A 19,033-nucleotide genomic window follows, 5' to 3' on the forward strand; every position below is an offset into this window, starting at 1 on the left:
TGGAGCGGTTATCTCCTTCCCTGTTCTGCGCGGGGTGCTGTCATCGGGAGCCCCCGGTCGGTACACGGCGCAGCACTAGTCGTTCGAGTGCGAGCGTCGCGAGGTAGAAGAGCAGACCGAGTGCGATGGATGCCCCGACATAGGCCCAGGCGCGGGAATACGCGCTTGAGGCTGCCGAGGTCGCAATCAGACTGCCGAGGCCGCCGCGTGGTCCACCGAAGTATTCCGCCACGAGAGCGGAGATAACGGCGAGCGACGAAGCGATACGGATGCCAGTGAGAATAAAGGGGCGGGCTGTCGGCAGGGTGAGCGAGCGCAACATCTGCCCGGAGCTTGCCGCGTAGGCCTTCATCAGGTCACGGTGCACTGGCCGCGTTTGGCGGAACCCGCGCAGGGTGTTGATGAAGATGGGAACGAACGACGCGATCGCGGCAATCGCTTGGCGACCGAACTGGCTGTCAGCTCCAAACATGGAGTTGAGCACAGGGGCGAGAGCCACGATCGGAACAACCGCGAGCGCGGCAATGATCGGTGCACTCATCTGGTCGGCGATGCGCCACCGTGCGGCGACCGCCGCGAGAACGATCCCGAGCAGCGAACCGACGAGCAAACCCAGGAGGCTGTTCGTGCCGGTGAGCACCGTTGCCGAGACGACGGCTGGCCAGTATGCGACCAGTTCCGCCATGATCGAAGTCGGGCTCGGCAGCAGGTAGTCGGAGACGCCACCGACGGTGACGAGAAACTGCCAGATGGCGAGCACGATGATTCCGAGCGTGACGGGCGCGACCACGCGAAGGATCGACTCCGTTCTCGGGCTCCAGCCCTTGGTGCGCGTGGCACCGGTTCCGGCACCGATGATCGCGTTCGCGGTCGTGTTTGTCGTCATCGAGTGTCCACTCCCCGGGCGGCGCGCGGTGCGGGGTTTTCCGCATCCGAGGCTCCGCCGTGCAGTGCTTCACGCACTTCGGTCACCATCTCGAAGAACGAGGATGCTTCGCGCAGGTCGTCGTCGCGTTCTTCGCGGCCGTCAGCAGCATCCAATCGCATCGGGATGATGTCGCTGATGCGACCTGGGCGCGGCGACATGACCACAACGCGGTCGGAGAGGAACACGGCTTCAGGAATCGAGTGGGTCACGAACACGACGGCAGCTCCGGTGTCGGCGGCGATGCGCACGAGGTCGGTCTGCATCTTCTCTCGCGTCATCTCGTCGAGGGCGCCGAATGGTTCATCCATCAGCAACAGTCGCGGCTGTTCCGCGAGCGAGCGGGCAATCGCCACACGCTGCTGCATTCCGCCCGACAGCTGGTCGGGAAAACGATCAGCGAATTCGGTGAGGCCGACCATCTCGAGCAGGTCAGCAACGCGAGTGCGCCGAGCAGCGGATGCCACCCCGTGCAGTTCAAGCGGAAGCGCAACGTTCGCGGCTACCGTGCGCCACGGTAAAAGCCCGGCCTGCTGAAAAGCGATGCCGTAGTCCTGGTCGAGGCGAGCCTGCGTTGCGGTCTTACCGAACACGGTCAGTTCGCCCGAGGTCGGAACATCGAGGTCAGCAATGAGCCTCATGAGGGTTGACTTGCCACAGCCCGACGGCCCGATGAGCGAGACGAATTCGCCGGCCTCAACAGTGAGGTCGATTCCTTCGAGCGCGTGAACGACGCCCGAGGCGGTCTGGAACTGCTTGTTGAGTCCGCGAACTTCCACGGCGGCTTCGGCGCCAGCCGCGCCGGTCATCGTTTCAGCGGCGGGAGTGGTGGTCGGGATCTGGTCGCTCATGCGGCCTCCTCGGTTCGTCTGTAGTCCTTGAGAATGATGCCGAGCAGTGCAACGGAACCGGCGGCCACAAGGCCGAGCACGATTGCGCCGAAGATGGGGCCCCACGCCTTCGAGGGGTCGCCCGATGCTTGACCGGCAAATTGAATGAGTAGGCGTCCGATGCCGCCTTGAAGTCCGGTCGATACTTCCGCGACAACCGCGCCGATGACAGCGTTCGCTGCTCCGAGTCGCAGCGCAGGCAGAAGGTACGGAACGGCTGCGGGCAAGCGCAGTCGCACGAGCGTCGGCCAGTAGCCGGCGGCATACGTGTCGAAGAGCTCAACGTGGATGCGGTCGGGAGACTGCAGCCCCTTGAGCGCGCCAACGGTGATGGGGAAGAACGCCAGATAGCTCGCAATGAGCGCCACCGACATCCAGTCTTGCCATTCGAAGGAACCGATCTCGACTCGCGAGCCCCAGCTTTTGACGATGGGCGCGAAGGCGATGAGCGGCACGGTTTGGCTGATGACGATCCAGGGAAGCAGACCGAATTCGGCGAGACGCCAGCGTTGCATAAGGAGCGCGAAGGCGACTCCCACAATTACGCCAACGGCCCAGCCTGCGGCAGCGATCCCGAGCGTCATGAGCGCGGCAAGCGCCACGACGGCCCAGAGGGGAAGCGCACCATCTGCTCGCGTGACGGGCTCCGCGAGTCGCGTCATCATGTCCCACAGGTGAGGCATGGCGAGGTCGGTGGTGCGCGGAAGCACTCGAAGTTCGCCAATGAGCACGCCGTTGTCGGGGCCGAAGAACTTGTAGCCCTCCCAGATGAGTGCGATGAGCGCTACGCCAGCGATGCCCCAGAGAAAGCCGCCGAGCAGCCGAGTGCGCGCGGGGTTAGCCACCGCACCCGACTGATTCGCAGGGCGGACGGCAACCTCCCCACGCTGATCGTTTCGGGTTGCCGTCATCGGGTTAGGCCTTCGCCGTCACTGTTTCGGTGAGGGCCGGGATTACCGTCTCGCCGTAGACCCGCATGGTCTCTTCTTTGTTGTCGTGCTGCAGGTAGCCGGCGAACTGATCGACACCGAGTTCGCGCAACTTCTCGAGCTTCTCGATGTGCTCCTCGGCGGTTCCCATGACGCAGAACCGGTCGACGATCTCGTCGGGCACAAACGCCGCGTGCGTATTGCCCGCTTGGCCGTGCTGGTTGTAGTCGTAGCCTTCACGCTTTTCGATGTAGTCGGTGAGCGCCTTCGGCACGTCTCCGTCAGAGCCGTACTTCTTCACGATGTCGGCGACGTGGTTTCCCACCATGCCTCCGAACCAGCGGCACTGGTCGCGCATGTGCTCCCAGTCATCACCGATGTACATCGGCGCGGCAACACAGAACTTGATCGACATCGGGTCGCGACCGACAGCCTCAGCGGCGTCGCGCACCTTCTTGATCATCCAGGCGGCAATATCGAGGTCAGCGAGCTGCAGGATAAAGCCGTCTCCGACTTCACCGGTGAGCTTGAGCGCGAGCGGGCCATAGGCCGCAACCCACATCTCGAGTTCAGAACCCTTGCTCCACGGCAGCTGCAACTGTGCTCCGCCGTATTCGACCGAACGCGAGTTAGCGAGTTCACGGATGACGTGAATCGACTCCCGCAGATCCTTCAGCGTTGTGGGCTTGCCGTTGGTCACGCGCACAGCCGAGTCGCCGCGGCCGATGCCACAGACGGTGCGGTTGCCGTACATCTCGTTGAGGGTGGCATATGTGGATGCCGTGACAGTCCAGTCGCGCGTGGCCGGGTTCGTCACCATCGGTCCGACGATAACCTTGCGGGTCTCGGCCAGAATCTGGCTGTAAATCACATAGGGCTCTTGCCACAGGATGTGTGAATCAAAGGTCCAGACATAGGTGAAGCCATGCGCCTCTGCAAGCTTCGCTAGTTGAACGGTTCGTGCTGACGGCGGGTTGGTCTGAAGTACTGCTCCGAAGTCCATGGGGCTCCTCATTCGTGGTGGAAAGTCGTTTAAAGTGCAGCATCCGCTGGTGGTAGCCAGCGGATGCTGCAGCGAAACCGTTTAGGTCAGGTACTGAGTGAGGCCGCGCTTCATGAAGCGACCGTCGCCCTTGGAACCGATGTACTGGTCATCATCGACGATGACCTTGCCACGGGAAATAACGGTGTCAACGTGACCATCGATCTCGAAGCCCTCCCAGGCCGCGTGGTCCATGTTCATGTGGTGCTTCTTGCCCGTGGGGTTGCCGTTCTCATCAATCGGCATACCGATCGAGGTGTGCCCCTGGGGGTCGTACACCACGATGTCGGCGTCGGCGCCTGGCTGAATGACACCCTTGCGGCCGTACACACCAAACATGCGTGCGGGGGTGGTGCTCGTAAGCTCAACCCAACGCTCGAGCGTGATCTCGCCGGTGACAACACCTTGATACATGAGGTCCATGCGGTGCTCGACGGTGCCGATTCCGTTCGGAATCTTGCGGAAGTCGCCGAGTCCCAGCTCTTTCTGGTCCTTCATGCAGAACGGGCAGTGGTCGGTGGAGACCATCTGAACATCGTTCGTGCGCAGCGACTGCCACATGGCATCCTGGTGACCCTCTTCGCGTGAGCGAATCGGAGTCGAGCACACCCACTTGGCGCCTTCGAAGTGACCGTACTGCTCGCTCTGAGCACCGAGTTGTTCTTCGAGGCTCAAGTAGAGGTACTGCGGGCACGTCTCTGCGAAGACATTCTGACCACGGTCGCGAGCGCCGGCGATCTGTTCGACCGCTTGCTTCGCACTCACGTGAACGATGTAGAGCGGAGCACCGGTGAGCTTCGCGAGCATGATCGCTCGGTGAGTGGCTTCCTCTTCCATCTCCCAGGCACGAGCAACACCGTGATAGTACGGGTCGGTCTTGCCCTGCTCTACGAGTTGCTCGGCGAGAACGTCAATGACCGGCCCATTCTCGGCGTGCATCATCGTCATCAAGCCGGTGTCGCGAGACACCTGCATTGCCTTGAGGATCTGTGCGTCATCCGAGTAAAAAACGCCCGGGTACGCCATGAACATCTTGAAGCTCGTGATGCCCTCGTCTGGCAGCTTCTCCATCGCCTTCAGTGACTCTGGCGTAACGTCACCAACAATCTGGTGAAAGCCATAGTCGATGGCGCAGTTGCCCGACGCCTTGCCGTGCCAGGCAGCAAGCGAATCTTGGATGCGCTCGCCATAGGTCTGCACGGCGAAGTCGATGATCGAGGTCGTGCCGCCCCACGCCGCGGCGCGAGTGCCCGTCTCGAAAGTATCGATTGCCGCGGTGCCGCCGAAGGGCAGCTCCATGTGCGTGTGGGCGTCGATGCCACCGGGAATGACGTACTTTCCCGTGGCATCAATGACCTTGTCGACGGATGCCGCAATGTCGGTTCCGAAAAGCGTGCTGCCGGGTGACAGCACTGCCTTGATTACTTCGCCGTCGATCAGAACGTCTGCTGGGGCTCGCCCCGTTGAGCTGACGACCGTACCGCCGGAAATGAGAGTGGTGGCCATGATTCGCTCCTCTGCGATGTCGTGTGCCTACTGTTCCCCAGGCGCCAAAACAACCTGGGGTTGAAGTTATGGCTTATTTAGGGATCGACAGGTACGCGTCGGGGCGACGGTCACGGTAGAACTGCCAGTCATCGCGCATTTCCTGCACGAGGTCCATGTCGAGATCGCGAATCATGATCTCTTCATCGGTGCCTGAGCCACGTTCGCCCACGAAGTTTCCGCGGGGGTCGATGACCTGGCTGGTGCCATAGAAGTCAACGGCTTCGTCGCCGTACTCGTTGTCTTCGAGGCCGACACGGTTGGGCTGAAGTACGAAGTAGCCGTTGGCCACTGCTGCTGCTGGGCCTTCGACCTCCCAGAGACGGTTGGAGAGGCCGGGCTTCGTGGCGTTCGGGTTGAAGACGATTTCGGCGCCGTTCAAGCCCAGTTCGCGCCATCCTTCGGGGAAGTGGCGGTCGTAACAAATGTGAACGCCCACCTTGCCGACGGCGGTGTTGAACATCGGGAAGCCCAAGTTGCCGGGCGTGAAGTAGAACTTCTCCCAGAACTTGTCGAGGTGAGGGATGTGGTGCTTGCGGTACGAACCGAGGTTCGTACCATCCGAATCAACAACGACGGCGGTGTTGTAATACACACCCGTCATCGCTTCTTCATAGATCGGCAGAATCATGACCATGTCGAGCTCTTTAGCCAGGGCCTGGAAGCGCGTAACGATCGGGCCATCAACAGGCTCGGCGTAACGGTAATACTTCTTGTCCTGAGTGATCCCAAAATACGGACCGTAGAAAAGCTCTTGGAAGCAGATGATCTGGGCGCCTTGCGCCTTCGCATCCCGAGCGAACTGCTCGTGCTTGTCGAGCATCGACTCTTTGTCGCCCGTCCAAGTGGTCTGTGTGATTGCTGCGCGAACTGTCGTCATGGTGCCTCCTGCGTTATTCGGCGTCGTTGCCTGCGGCGATAAACCGAGAAAATGACGCGCGAACGGGAACTATCCCCGTGCCCTTATTCTCTAGGTTCATCGTTTCAATCGTGTTGTGCTTGTGTGACGGTGTGGTTACTCATCATGTCCCTGTCGAGAGCAAGAGGCAATGCTCATTTGTGCTGATGAGACCATGTTGCACAAAATTGTCTATGCAATTCCACATTATTTCTGCAAATACCTACGCAGAAGGCGCGGATGTCCAGATTGCACTCGGTCGAGGCTGGCGCGCAAGGGCCGGCTGACGGGGTGCCGCAAACACCGTCGTAACATCGCTCGCGTACATCACCGAGTCGGGAACGCGATCGGCTAGACCCTCAAACCCCGCAGCGGCGAGCAAACCGTCATCGAGGTAGACCAATTCGGCCGGTTGCAACGGCCACGGTTCATGGTGGTTGCGAGAGTAGATCGTGCGTCCACGATGAGTTTCGTGAAACCCCCACCGCGCGGTCAAGAACGTTGCCAGAGGGTCCGCCGCGAGTGCGACGCTCGCCGCCGGGTCAGCTACCGGTTTCACAATGATGTGGGATGCCGCATCCGGTCTTCCGTGACGTTTCGTTTTGTAGGCAATCTGTCCGTCTCGCTGCCCGATCTTCATCGATGCCCACTGGTACGGCAGGCCAAAAGCTAGCCGCGCGGTGAGCACTGGAATCAGGTGCGACGCCTCGAGGGAAAGGAAGACCACTCCGCGTCGCCCGTGGGCATCAACGGAGTAGAGGCGCACGTTGACTTCGGGAAAGTCGCCGAGCCACGGGATGCGGGGCCCGCCAAAGAATGAACTTTGCGACATTTGAAAGGCGATGAGCCCCACCCACGTGCTGCCGTTGAGCGTGTCGGGACGGCATCCCTCCGGCAGCAGCGGAGCCACGATGGCCGGATCAACTTTCCAGTGCAGGAACGTGACTTCGCTCCAGCGCTGCCGCAAGATGGGGGAACCGCCGAGTGGTGGAGCTTCACGGATCATCATCGGATGCTCACGATCACCGCGGAAGTTGGTTATCGCGCCGCAGGAAAGGGCGCCACAGTTCGACCTGGTCGGCGCGTTCGGCGCGGGTTCCCGCTTTGAGCGAGATCACCTCGCCAGCAGAACCGGCAGCGAAGACGCGGCGGCCGGGCTTCGAAAGGAGTTCATCAGCAAGCGCCGCTTCGAGTTCACGAACGCGCGTGCTGAGTTCTGTTACTTGATTCTCAAGATCGAGGATTCGTTTGATGCCTTCAAGGTTGAGACCTTCAGCGCTGAGGGCTGCGATCTCGCGCAACTGCATCACGTCGCGCATGGAGTAGCGCCGCGAACGACCGCTGGTTCTCGTGGGAGACACGAGACCCAGACGGTCGTACTGTCGCAGCGTTTGCGGATGCATGCCCGCCAGCTCCGCCGCAACGGCGATAGCAAAGGCGGGGCTCAGCTCATCCATGACTATTAGCTCCTGGCTCTAGCAATCAGATCGTCCCGCGGGTTTTCTGCGGGCATCGCTTCAGCAAAGGCCTTGAGGTGCTTGAGAGCGGCATCCGGAACGTGACTAGGCACGGCCACTTGCACTTCGGCAAGCAGGTCTCCAGTTGCCTTCGTCGTAGCGACCCCGCGACCTTTTACGCGCAATACTCGCCCGCTCGGGGTTCCCGGCGCAACTTTCAGTTTCACCGGTGCACCGCTCAGAGTCGGCACCTCAATAGTGGCGCCGAGCACAGCTTCTGCAAACGTCACGGGCACGACAACCCGAAGGTTGTTGCCGTCACGTTCGAAGACCGGATGCTTGCGCACCGCGACTGTGAGCACCAGGTCGCCAGCGGGTCCACCATTGGGGCTCGCCTCGCCTTTGCCCTTGAGGCGGATCTTCTGACCGTCGCTGACTCCCGCAGGAATCTTGACGTTCATCGGACGACCGCCGGCCGGCTGGAGCTTGATCGTTTCGCCGTTAATCGCGGTAGCAAAATCTAGCGTCGTATTTGCTGCCAGATCGCGGCCCTTTGCGGGGCCGCCACGGAATCCGGGGCCACCACCAGGACCGGCTTGACCGCCGAACATGCCACCGAGAAGGTCTTCGAAGCTCGCGCCTGACTGACCTCCCCCATAGCCCTGACCGCCGCCATAACTTTGCCCGCCATAACTCTGGCCACCGCCGAACATGCCACCAAAGACATCCTCGAAGCCGCCAGCCTGACCGCCTTGGCCGCCCGCTTGGAAGCGAGCGCCCGAGCCCATGGCACGAACCTGATCGTATTCTTTGCGCGTTTCAGGATCAGAAAGCACGGAGTGCGCTTCACTAATTTCTTTGAAGCGCTCTTCGGCTTTCGGATCTCCCGGGTTCGAATCCGGGTGAAACTGACGCGCGAGTTTGCGATAGGTCTTTTTCAACTCGGCCTCGGAGATATCTTTCGACACTCCAAGCACCTTGTAGAAGTCCTTATCGAACCAATCTTGGCTAGCCACTACCCGCCACCCCCGACCTAATCAGTGGGGCCGGAGACAGCAACCTTCGCGGCACGAACAACGCGCTCACCAAGAATGTAGCCCGGCTCAACGACATCAGCGATCGTGTTCTCGGTCGCCTCAGGATCGTTCAAATGAACAACAGCCTCGTGGAACGCAGGATCAAAGACTTCGCCCTTCTCGCCGATCTTGCGCAAGCCGAACCGCTCAAAACTTGAGTTGATTTTCTGCGCAACAAGAGCGATGGGAGTGCCTTCGAGAATGTCGCCGTGCTTCTCGGCACGATCGAGATCATCGAGAGCAGGCAGCAATGAGCGGATGACGTCGGCGATGACAGCTTCGCGGTTCGCTACTCGATCCCGCTCAACGCGAGTTCGGAAGTTCACCAACTCAGCCTGAGCACGCAACATCTGATCGCGCATCTCAGCGACGAGGTCCCGACTAGCTTCCTCAAGAAGACGCTGGTCTTCTTCACTCAACTCATCGGGGGCCTTCGTAGCGTCCGCAGCAGGCTCCTTGTCAGAGGAAGGCTGCCCCTCGGCTGCTGCAGATTGCTCTGCAGCAGCCGAGTCGGCCGCACTCACGTCGCCGGTTTCCGGATCAACACGACTGTCGTCGTGAGTCACCGGATCCTGGTTATCGTCGTGGTCCTTGTTTTTGTCAGGCATCTACTTCTTGTCCGTGTCAGCTTCGTCTTCGTCAACAACTTCAGCGTCGACGATGTCTTCGTCAGAGCTTTCATCAGCGGTCGCGGTGTCGCCCTCTGCAGCGGCCTCAGGGTTTTCTTCCTGGTGCTTGTAGATTGCTTCGCCCAGCTTCTGCTGGCTCTCGGTGAGCTTGTCGAACGCGGTCTTGACCTCTGCTTCGTCGTCACCGGCGAGCGCAGTGTTAAGCGCGTCAACATCAGCCTGAACCTCGGTCTTCACATCTTCCGGCAGCTTCTCAGCGTTGTCGGTGATGAGCTTTCCGGTGGAGTACGCGAGCTGCTCAGCGTTGTTGCGAACCTCGGCTGCCTCACGGCGAGCCTTGTCTTCTGCAGCGTGCTCTTCGCCTTCGCGAACCATGCGCTCGATGTCTTCCTTCGACAGGCTTGAACCACCCGTGATGACCATCGACTGCTCCTTGCCAGTGCCCTTGTCCTTGGCGGACACGTGCACGATGCCGTTAGCGTCGATGTCGAAGGTGACCTCAACCTGCGGGATGCCACGAGGCGCCGGCGCGATGCCAGTGAGCTCGAACGTTCCGAGGTTCTTGTTGTCGCGAGTGAACTCACGCTCACCCTGGAAGACCTGAATCGACACGGAAGGCTGGTTGTCATCCGCCGTGGTGAAAGTCTCGCTGCGCTTGGTCGGGATTGCGGTGTTGCGGTCGATGAGCTTGGTCATCATGCCGCCCTTGGTCTCGATACCGAGGCTCAGCGGGGTGACGTCAATGAGCAGAACGTCCTTGCGCTCGCCCTTCAGCACGCCAGCCTGGAGTGCAGCACCAACGGCTACGACCTCATCAGGGTTGACGCCCTTGTTCGGTTCCTTACCACCGGTGAGCTTCTTGACGAGCTCAACGACGGCGGGCATACGAGTCGATCCACCCACGAGTACCACGTGTGAAACGTCGCTCAGCTTGACGCCGGCTTCCTTGATGACATCGTTGAAGGGCTTCTTGACACGCTCGAGGAGGTCTGCGGTCAGTTCTTCGAACTTGGCGCGCGAGAGAGTCTCGTCGAGGTTGGCCGGACCGTTCTCGGTGAGCGAGAGGTACGGAAGCTGGATGCTTGCCGTCATCTGCGACGAGAGTTCCTTCTTGGCCTGCTCGGCAGCTTCCTTGAGGCGCTGCTTCGCGATCTTGTCGCCTGAGACGTCAACACCGGTCGAGTCCTTGAAGCGCTGGATCAGGTAGTCGACGACGCGGGCATCCCAGTCGTCACCACCGAGGCGGTTGTCGCCCGAGGTCGACTTGACCTGGATGGTGGAGAAGTCGTCGTCTTTGCCCACTTCGAGCAGGGAAACGTCGAACGTTCCACCACCGAGGTCGAAGACCAGAATGAGTTCGTCTTCCTTGCCCTTGTCTAGGCCGTACGCGAGTGCAGCAGCGGTGGGCTCGTTGATGATGCGCAAGACGTTGAGGCCCGCGATCTCACCGGCTTCCTTCGTTGCCTGACGCTCAGCGTCGTTGAAGTAAGCGGGAACGGTGATTACTGCGTCAGTGACGTCTTCACCCAGGTACTGTTCGGCATCGCGCTTGAGCTTGGCAAGCGTACGAGCGGAAATTTCCTGCGGGGTGTACTTTTTGTCGTCGATCTTGACGGTCCAGTCAGTACCGATGTGGCGCTTGACGGATGCGATAGTGCGATCGACGTTAGTGACGGCCTGGCGCTTAGCGGTTTCACCAACGAGGACTTCGCCATCCTTGGTGAATGCGACGACGGAAGGCGTGGTGCGCATTCCTTCGGCGTTTGCAATGACGGTGGGTTCTCCACCTTCGAGTACGGCAACTACCGAGTTGGTTGTTCCGAGGTCAATACCTACTGCTCGAGCCATGTGCTCTTACTCCTTAAGTCTCGTGAAGCACGAACTTGAGTCGCGCTGTATCAAGTTTGCTCCTGCGTGCGTCGAGAGTCAAGCCGAATAGCTGAAAGTTGAGTGGGAGTGACTCAAGGTAGGGCTGGCGCTCCTCTCGTTTACGGCGCAGACGCAGAGCCCAAAGTCACACGATTAAACGCAAATGGCGCGGTGAGCATGCACAGGGCCCGACACCCCACACGCTCACCGCGCCAACTCGCTGGTGTTGCTACTTGCTCGCTATTTGCGGCTGCTTTTCTCCGCCACGCACCCGACGTGCCGGCAAGAGAAGGAACAGTCCGCCGAGCAGGAGCAGTCCTGCGAGCGATCCCCCTAACGCGATGTTCGAACCCGTGAAGGCGAGCATCAACGTTGTGAGTCCCTGGATGACCGAGCGTGTGCCAAAGGCAGGCAGCTCGACCGTTGAAGTAGTTCCTGTTGACGGGCGGTAATCAGCCGAGACTGAATCCAAGTCGACAGTTGCCGTGTAGGTTCCAGCGGGCAGCGTGGTGAGTTCCCACGCACCGTTCGCGTCAGTGACGACCGTGACCGTTACCGGACCGTTCGGGCCATCCCAGACCACGTTGACGGTGGCATTCGGGATGCCCTTGTCTCCGCTGTCACGAACGCCATTGCCATTCGGGTCATCGAACACCACTCCGTTGAGCGTTGCGCTACCGACCACGATGAAGTCAACGTCGAGACGAGTCTCGCCCGCGGTGAGTTCCGTCGTGGTTTCGAAAAGCACATCGCCGTCGAGGTCCGAGCTCGGCACAAAACCTTCGGTTAGCGTCGTCGCGTCATAGGAGACCTTAACTTCGCCAGCGGGCAGTCCCTCAACGAGGTAGTTGCCGTTCTCATCGGTCGTGGTTGTCACGATGATGTCGTCTTCGTTGCCGAAGATTCCGTCGAAGCCGGGGCTCGTGACGGTCATCACGATGCCCGGAAGACCAGGCTCGTTCGTGCCCTGAACTCCGTCGTTGTCGACGTCGAGCCACAACAGGTCGCCGACTCCTGCGTCTCCGCGGTAACCGAAGTCCTGAATGAGGTTCTCTTCGCCGCCGTCGAGCGTGAGCTCGGACTGGTCGTCAGCTCCACCATCGGGGTCGATCGTGGACGTCAGGCCTGCAGGCAGCCCCGCAAGCTCCACCGTGAAGAGTCCCGAAGGAAGGTCTTCGAAGAGGTAGTTGCCGCTGGCATCCGTCGTTGTGGTGGAAACCACGTCGTCGGCGTTGCCGAGCACTCCGTCGAGGCCAGCCCAGGTGAGCGTGACGCCTACCTCGGCGATGCCGGACTCAGTGTCGTCAAGGATGCCGTCACCGTTCTGGTCGAGCCAGACGGTGTCGCCAATCTTGCCGGTACCGACGTAACCGAAGTCGATGTTGTCGAGATCGGTCGCTGCAGGCAGCGAGACCGCAGTGGTGGAGTTCGGGCCAACGCCGGAGGCAACCGTGGTCGCCGTCGGCTGGTTGGGGCCAGCATCCGCATCGAACGTCGGGGTTACGCCAGAAGGCAGCGTCGTCGTGTCGACCGTGGCGGTGTAGTTGCCCTCGGGCAGACTGTCGAAGAGGTACTCGCCGTTGGAGTCGGTGATTTCGACGAACGTGACGTCATCGCCGCCACCCGCTACGCCATCCGGGCCGAACCAGACGAGGGTTACCTCAGCGTCAGGCAGGCCAGGCTCGCCAGCATCCTTGACGCCATCCTTGTTGAGGTCGAGCCACACCGTATCGGAGATGCTCGAGTCTCCGGCGTAGCCGAAGTCCTGGTTGAGGTCAGAGCCAACCAGCGTTACCGCAGACTCTTCGTCGGGCGACGTGGTTCCGCTGTCGTTGTCGAAGGTCGGGCTGAAGCCAGCAGGCACGCCACTGACAACCTCGACGATGAAGTTTCCGTCGGGGATCTCAGTGACAGTCCAGTCACCGTTGCTGTCTGTCGTTGCCTCGAACTCGATGTCACCAGCAGCGCCGGAGCCGCCAAGAACACCATCGGTACCGAGGTAGGTGACGAGAATCTTCACGCCAGGCAACCCGGGCTCGTTGCTGTCTTGCACGCCATCCTTGTTGCGGTCCCACCAGACGCGGTCTCCGATAACGGAGGTCACGTCGTAGCCGAAGTCAACATTGGTGACGGCGTCGCCAACCTCGAGCGTTACAGGCGCCTCGGAGTCGTTGTCGCCATCGAGATCGAAGCTGTTCGTTGCACCGGCAGGCAGGCCACCGGTTACCGCGACCGAGAAGTTGCCCGGGAGCAGGTTCGGGAAGCTGTACAGGCCGTCGCCGTCGGTTGTCGTAGTGAAGACTCCGTCGTCACCGCCGCCAAGAACACCGTCTTCGCCAAACCAGGTCAGTTCAACCTGCGCGCCGAAGATTCCGGGCTCAGTGCCATCTTGCACACCATCACCATTGCGGTCGATCCACACGAAGTCACCGATGGATGCCGTACCGGCGTAGCCAAAGTCCTGGTCGACACGGTCCTGGCCGGCCGTCAATGACGTGGTCGAGCTCGTGCTCGTTCCACCATTGGGGTCGGAGACGACGGCGTAGCCGGCAGGCAGGTCGCTCACCGTGACGGTGTACGGGCCAGCAGGAAGCAGGCCAACCGTGTACTTGCCATCGGCATCCGTCGACGTCGTGTACGTGATGTTGTCGTCGGTCGTGGAAAGGTCGCCATCGAGGCCACCGAAAACAACCGTGACGGTTGCGCCGGGCAGGCCGGGCTCGTTCGCGTCTTGAACGCCATCCTTGTCTTGGTCGAACCAGACGTAGTCACCGATCGAGCCGGTTCCCGTGTAGCCGAAGTCGACATCGCGCTTCTTGGCATTCTCCGCAAGGGTTCCCTGCCACACGCCGTTGGGCGTTGCGGTGGTGCCGTCGAGGTCGAAGCTCGGAGTCATTCCGGCGGGAAGCGTTGAGGCATCCACCGTTACCCGGTAGAGACCACCAGGAAGCTGGTTGACCAGGTACAGACCGTTTTCATCGGTCGTGGTCATGAATGTCTCATCGTCAGCTGTGCCGAAAACTCCGTCAGCACCGAGGTAAACAACAGTCACTCCGACACCCTCAAGAACGGGCTCCGTGGCATCCTGCACGCCGTCGTTGTTGACGTCGAACCAGATGTAGTCGCCGATCGAGGCAAGGTCGAGCTCGACGCTCACGACATCCGGGGTCACGTTGTCGTAATCCTTGTAGTCGATGCCAGAGACCTGATCAGCAGGGGTCACACCGAAGTAGTGGGGCACGTCAGCCGTGTTGATGACTTCCTGCGACGCCACGATCTCGCTCGTCTCGTCGACTATCGGCATCGTGACCGTGTACTTGATTGTCACGGACGCGCCGGCCGCAATCGGGCCAGCGATAGTCCAGCCGAGCGTTCCGTCTGACGGGTCACTGTCGGTCGGGGAAACTCCCCCAACACCAGCGGAGGTGAAGTTAGTGACGCGAGCGTCAGGGGTATCCGTGACCGTCACGTCATACGCAGGCGAGTTTCCGGTGTTCGTTACGACGATCGTGTATTCGAGGGGCTCACCGGGCTTCGCGCGGCGAGTATCAGTGTCGCCAACCTGGCCAGCAACATCCTTGTCGATCGTCAATCGCGGTTCGATAACCGAAACGTTTGCGGTCGACGGCGTTCCCACCTTGTCGAAGTCGCCGGGTGCCGGCACCGTGGTGGGGGTTCCCGTGATGGTGTCGGTGTTGTTCCAGTACGGGCGAACCGTGTTGACGAGGGAGTTTCCGGATGCCGCAGCGGTAGTCACGATGCCCGTGTAGGTGATCGTGACGGTGCGAGCTTCCGTCGCGGCGGGGTCGATGTCGCCGATGAAGTAGCCAATGGTGCGGTCGGTCGTGGTCGGTGATCCGATCAGCGTTGCCTCAGCAGCACACGGGGTGCCGTTCTGGTCACAGGTCGAGTCAAGGAACTGGCCGAAGCGCACGTTGGCGGGCATCGTGTCGATGATGGTTGCATCGTACGCAACAACATCCTTCGGGATCGTCACGTCGACGGTGTAGGTGATGACCTCGCCGATCGTGCGGGTTCCCGGCGATGCGGTCTTGCTGACGCCCAGTTCAGGTGCGCGCAGCGTGAGGTCGTCGTTTGCCTGGTATCCATTAGCTTCGGTGCCAAGCGGCGAGAGAGCGGTGCGCTCGTTGGCGTTTCCCCCAGCGATTGACGTCGTGATGGCGTCGACCGTATTGACGATAGTTGCGCCGCTCAAGAGCGGGTCGACAACGCGAACGCTGTACGTCAGGTCGGGGCCTGCGCCGGGCGCAATCGATGCGACCGTGAACGTGATCGTGCGGGCGCTGTTATCCCACACGCCGCCACCCGGCAGAGTTTGGTTACTGGTGACGGGGACGTTACTGGCATCGACCGGCTGGACAGTGTTCGGCACGTGGTCGACAACAGTCGTGTCGTGCGCCGTCGATACGTTGCTGCCGCTCGCGTTGCGCAATTCGAGCGTGTACGTCACGATCTGTCCGGCTTCTACCTGTCCAGAAACAGCGTTGCTTTTCTTGGTGAGGTTGATGTCTGGCTCGACGATGCGCGTAGTAGTCGTGTTGCTGTTTTGAGAGTCAGCGACGCCGTTTACTCGCTCCCAGGCGAGCGTTGCACGGTTCGTGAGGCCGTTGCCGCGCGTGGGTCCCGCAATGTCGAGAACGCGAACAGTGATGGTGAGCACGACTTGGTCGTCACCGCTGTTGGCAGGGTTGACGTAGTTGGCGCCGATGAGGGCACGCACGGTCTGGCCGCTTACCGCCGCGTTTTGCGCCGCCGCACCGTTGACGGTGAATGTGGGCGTTCCCACGATCGCGAAACGACTGTTGATCACATCCGTGACCGTCGGGTTCACGTAGACGCTTGAGCCCTCAGGGATCGTCGTCGTCACGGTGTAGGTCACGGTCTCGCCGATCGTGGCCTGCGTTGAAGCGTTGTTGCCGGTCTCCGTGATCGACGTCGCAGCAGTCTTGACGAGGGTGGGTCGGCGCAGGTTGGTGGTGGCTGTGTCCTTTGCCTCGACGCTGTTCGCGTCATCCTCAAGCGTGGGGTCAATGTTGTTGACCGGGACGTAGACCTGCGGGTCACCCGTGTTCGTGATGGCTTCGTAGTTGCGAACACCGGCGGTGTTGAGGAACGTGTCGCCGGCCGAGGAATCTAGCGGAGTGATGACGTCATACGTCACCGTGTAGGAGTCGCCAGCATCCAGTGAAGGAATCGTCCACTCGATGGAGCGCGGGAGTAGCGGGTCACTGCCACAGACACCCGCATCGCTGATGTTCTCGATATCCGAACATTCCAAGAGGCTTGGGAGGTTGTCACGGATGGAGACATTTTCGGAATCCTGGCTGCCGCTATTGGTGACGACAACCGCGTAGGTCACGCGATCCGTCGCCTGCACTGTAAGCGTGTCGAGCGGGGCATTGGCGACGGCAACAGTGTTGAGGTGCGTGATGCCCTTGCTGAGCGTAACGATCGGCTTCTCAACAAGAGTGTCGGCCTGATCGCGTAGCTGGAAGACGTTTCCTGCGCTGTTCTCGTAGGTCATCTTCATGATGTTGGCGGTGATGTCACCGTCGGTGATTGCAGCCGGGTCAGAGATAACGGCCGTCACGAGCACTTGGAAGACCGCTGCGGCATCTACATCGCCGACGTTCCAGGTCAAGAGGGGGTCTCCCGCGACGTTGGCGAAGGTGACGCCATCGGTGTCACTGACCGTGCTGGCTGCGGTGTACTCGAAGCTTTCGTAGGTGAAGCCTGCGGGCAGGAAGTCGTTGACGGTGTTGTCGAGCGTGTCGAGGTTGCCGGGAAAGGTCACGGTCAGTTCGTAGCAGACGCGGTCGCCCGGGTGGAACGGTCCCGTCACGGTGTCGCTGAAGCTGAGGCCGGTTGCATCGGTGCACGTCGTGTCGATCAACGCGGGTTCGGCGACCTTCTTGTCGATCTCGATGCCGCGAGCAGTCTGACCGGCGCTCGAGCCGTCCACGACGGGCAACTCGGAAGTGGTGCCGTCGTTCGAGGTGATGATCATCGCGGTGGCGCCGAGCTCAACAGTGTTGGTCCACGAGTCATTCGAGCTGACCGGGCCGCCGCCGTTGCGATAGTCGTCGCGCGTCAGCGTCGTCACGGTGATATCCCCAGATTCGGATGCCGCGGCGAACGCGTCGGCGTCCCACGAAACGGTGATCGTGCCGTCGGCGTTCGTGACGACAGACTCGGGCGTGAGCGAGCTCGAGACGTAGTCGAGGCCATCCGGAATCGTGTCCGTGACAGTGATGATGCTGGTCGAGAGCGCGTACTCCGACGACTGGAACGAGAGCGTCCAGATCGTCGTAGCGCCCTGAGAGATGGATGTCTCGTCAGCACTCTTCTGAATAGCGACGTCTTCAGCGGCAATCGTTGCCGAGGCGTCATCCGTGTAAACGCTGCCGTTGTAGGTGCCGGTTGCTACCGCATAGTTGGTGAGCGCCTGCTCATCTTCGGTGAGGTCACCCGTGTTGTTGTCGAGGTTCGCTGTGGCTTCACCATCGATGTCGACGTTCTCGCGCAGCGGGATAGCGGCGGCATATTTGATCGTGAGAGTGTCGCCGGCAGCAATCGTGCCGAGCGAGGTCCAGTCGACCTTCGTGTAGACGTCGCTGGGAAGCGGGCCGCTGCCGTCGGGGTCGAGCGTGACGGTTTCGGACGTCGGCACGAATCCTGCGCAGTCCACGGTCGCGGGAAGCGGGGTGTCATCGATGCGGCCCGAGCCCGGGTACTCCTCGGTGTCGACGGCGCTGTTGTCCTGGTTGCTGCAACCGAGGAACTCAAGGCCAGCAGGCAAGTAGTCAGTGACGGAGAAATTCGTGGAGTCGTTGACGCTGTTGTTCGTGATGGTCAGGGTGTAAACGGTCTTGTTGTCATGTACACCACGCTGCAGTTCGCCCTCGGTGCTGGGCTCGATCTTGTCGAGTACGAAGGGAACGAGGAGAGTAGTCGACTCGTCGGTGTCCCACCCGGTGCGGGTGCTCGTGATGACGTCGCCGGTGTTCGCGTTGAACTTCACAAGCACGCGAGGGTTGGAGTTGACGAACGCTTCTGCCGTGTTCGTGAAGCTGTCATCTACGTCGTATGTGGCGGTGTCGTAAGAGAACGAATAGGTGAGCGGCACGACGACACCCGACGAGAGGTCTGCCACATTGTTCCAGATGAGCTTGGTCGCGCCGCCCGCCAGCGCAATGGTCTCGCTCACCGGGTAGGTGGAGTCTTCGAGCGTCGCCCCTGCAGGCAACACATCGGTGAATGTGAGGTTGTAGGCGTTGTTCCCCGAGGTTTGTTGCGCGGAGAGCGTCACCGACACGTCACTGCCGTAAAGCGTCGATGCGCTCACCTGACGAGTGAGTTCGACATCCGGGGTCCCTGCGGCTGTCGCCGCTGAGGTCGGGATAGTGAGTCCCGTCACAATCAGGGCAAGGACGAGCAATGGGCGCAGCAAAAACTTCACGGGTAAGGCCTTAAGGATTGACCTAGGGCCTACCTAATATCGGGAAGTAGGCCGTAGATAACTCGGGTGGTGTCGGGTTGGTTCGTTCCAGACGAGCGAAATATCGGGTGCCCGTCAGGTAAACCGATTTCAAGCCTAAACGAGACCTAGTCCTCCCAATAGCCCACAAAAAGGGGTACACAGAAGCGTCTACGTCCCCCTCTTTGTGGGCCCTATAGAGGACAAGGCCAAACTAACGCCCAGCTACCCCACCACAACGACAAACGCGGTGAGTGCGAACAGAACCATGTGGC

Annotated in this window: 12 protein-coding genes; all 12 read right to left on the reverse strand. The window is 60.8% G+C overall.

The annotated features are described in order from the left end of the window. Nucleotides 1-40: 40 nt before the first annotated feature. Nucleotides 41-886 (reverse strand): ABC transporter permease, encoded by an 846-nt coding sequence (locus I6E52_RS07755; RefSeq protein WP_197109266.1) that lies wholly within the window; start codon nucleotides 884-886, stop codon nucleotides 41-43. Beyond that, nucleotides 883-1,776 carry an ABC transporter ATP-binding protein gene (locus tag I6E52_RS07760; RefSeq protein WP_197156057.1) on the reverse strand — a complete coding sequence of 298 codons (894 nt, stop codon included), beginning with the start codon at nucleotides 1,774-1,776 and terminating at the stop codon, nucleotides 883-885. Before I6E52_RS07760 ends, I6E52_RS07755 begins: the two co-directional genes overlap by 4 nt. Continuing rightward, nucleotides 1,773-2,726 carry an ABC transporter permease gene (locus I6E52_RS07765; protein ID WP_197156058.1) on the reverse strand — a complete coding sequence of 318 codons (954 nt, stop codon included), beginning with the start codon at nucleotides 2,724-2,726 and terminating at the stop codon, nucleotides 1,773-1,775. Before I6E52_RS07765 ends, I6E52_RS07760 begins: the two co-directional genes overlap by 4 nt. Nucleotides 2,727-2,730: 4 nt before the next feature. Continuing rightward, complete coding sequence (locus I6E52_RS07770) at nucleotides 2,731-3,747, reverse strand: TIGR03842 family LLM class F420-dependent oxidoreductase (RefSeq protein ID WP_197122535.1); 1,017 nt, start codon at nucleotides 3,745-3,747, stop codon at nucleotides 2,731-2,733. Between the two features lie 81 nt (nucleotides 3,748-3,828). Continuing rightward, the gene (gene hydA / locus I6E52_RS07775) at nucleotides 3,829-5,292 is read right to left on the reverse strand and encodes a dihydropyrimidinase (RefSeq protein ID WP_197156060.1); all 1,464 of its coding nucleotides are present in this window, start codon (nucleotides 5,290-5,292) and stop codon (nucleotides 3,829-3,831) included. Nucleotides 5,293-5,365: 73 nt separating this feature from the next. After that, nucleotides 5,366-6,211 (reverse strand): nitrilase-related carbon-nitrogen hydrolase, encoded by an 846-nt coding sequence (locus I6E52_RS07780; RefSeq protein ID WP_129072489.1) that lies wholly within the window; start codon nucleotides 6,209-6,211, stop codon nucleotides 5,366-5,368. 241 nt (nucleotides 6,212-6,452) lie between these two features. Further along, nucleotides 6,453-7,235: a YqjF family protein gene (locus tag I6E52_RS07785; protein ID WP_231601794.1), complete on the reverse strand. Its 783-nt coding sequence runs from the start codon at nucleotides 7,233-7,235 to the stop codon at nucleotides 6,453-6,455. 16 nt (nucleotides 7,236-7,251) lie between these two features. Then, on the reverse strand, nucleotides 7,252-7,686 hold the full coding sequence (locus I6E52_RS07790; protein WP_197156064.1) for a heat shock protein transcriptional repressor HspR: 435 nt from the start codon (nucleotides 7,684-7,686) through the stop codon (nucleotides 7,252-7,254). A gap of 5 nt (nucleotides 7,687-7,691) precedes the next feature. Then, nucleotides 7,692-8,702, reverse strand: a complete 1,011-nt coding sequence (locus tag I6E52_RS07795) for a DnaJ C-terminal domain-containing protein (protein ID WP_197156066.1) — start codon at nucleotides 8,700-8,702, stop codon at nucleotides 7,692-7,694. Between the two features lie 17 nt (nucleotides 8,703-8,719). Next, the gene (locus I6E52_RS07800) at nucleotides 8,720-9,370 is read right to left on the reverse strand and encodes a nucleotide exchange factor GrpE (protein ID WP_231601795.1); all 651 of its coding nucleotides are present in this window, start codon (nucleotides 9,368-9,370) and stop codon (nucleotides 8,720-8,722) included. Beyond that, nucleotides 9,371-11,239, reverse strand: a complete 1,869-nt coding sequence (gene dnaK, locus I6E52_RS07805) for a molecular chaperone DnaK (protein ID WP_197156076.1) — start codon at nucleotides 11,237-11,239, stop codon at nucleotides 9,371-9,373. It lies immediately after the preceding gene. A gap of 250 nt (nucleotides 11,240-11,489) precedes the next feature. Continuing rightward, the gene (locus I6E52_RS07810; RefSeq protein WP_197156093.1) at nucleotides 11,490-18,740 is read right to left on the reverse strand and encodes an SdrD B-like domain-containing protein; all 7,251 of its coding nucleotides are present in this window, start codon (nucleotides 18,738-18,740) and stop codon (nucleotides 11,490-11,492) included. Between the last annotated feature and the right edge of the window lie 293 nt (nucleotides 18,741-19,033).

The sequence above is a fragment of the Salinibacterium sp. NG253 genome, from assembly GCF_015864945.1.
Taxonomy (GTDB): Bacteria; Actinomycetota; Actinomycetes; order Actinomycetales; family Microbacteriaceae; genus Rhodoglobus.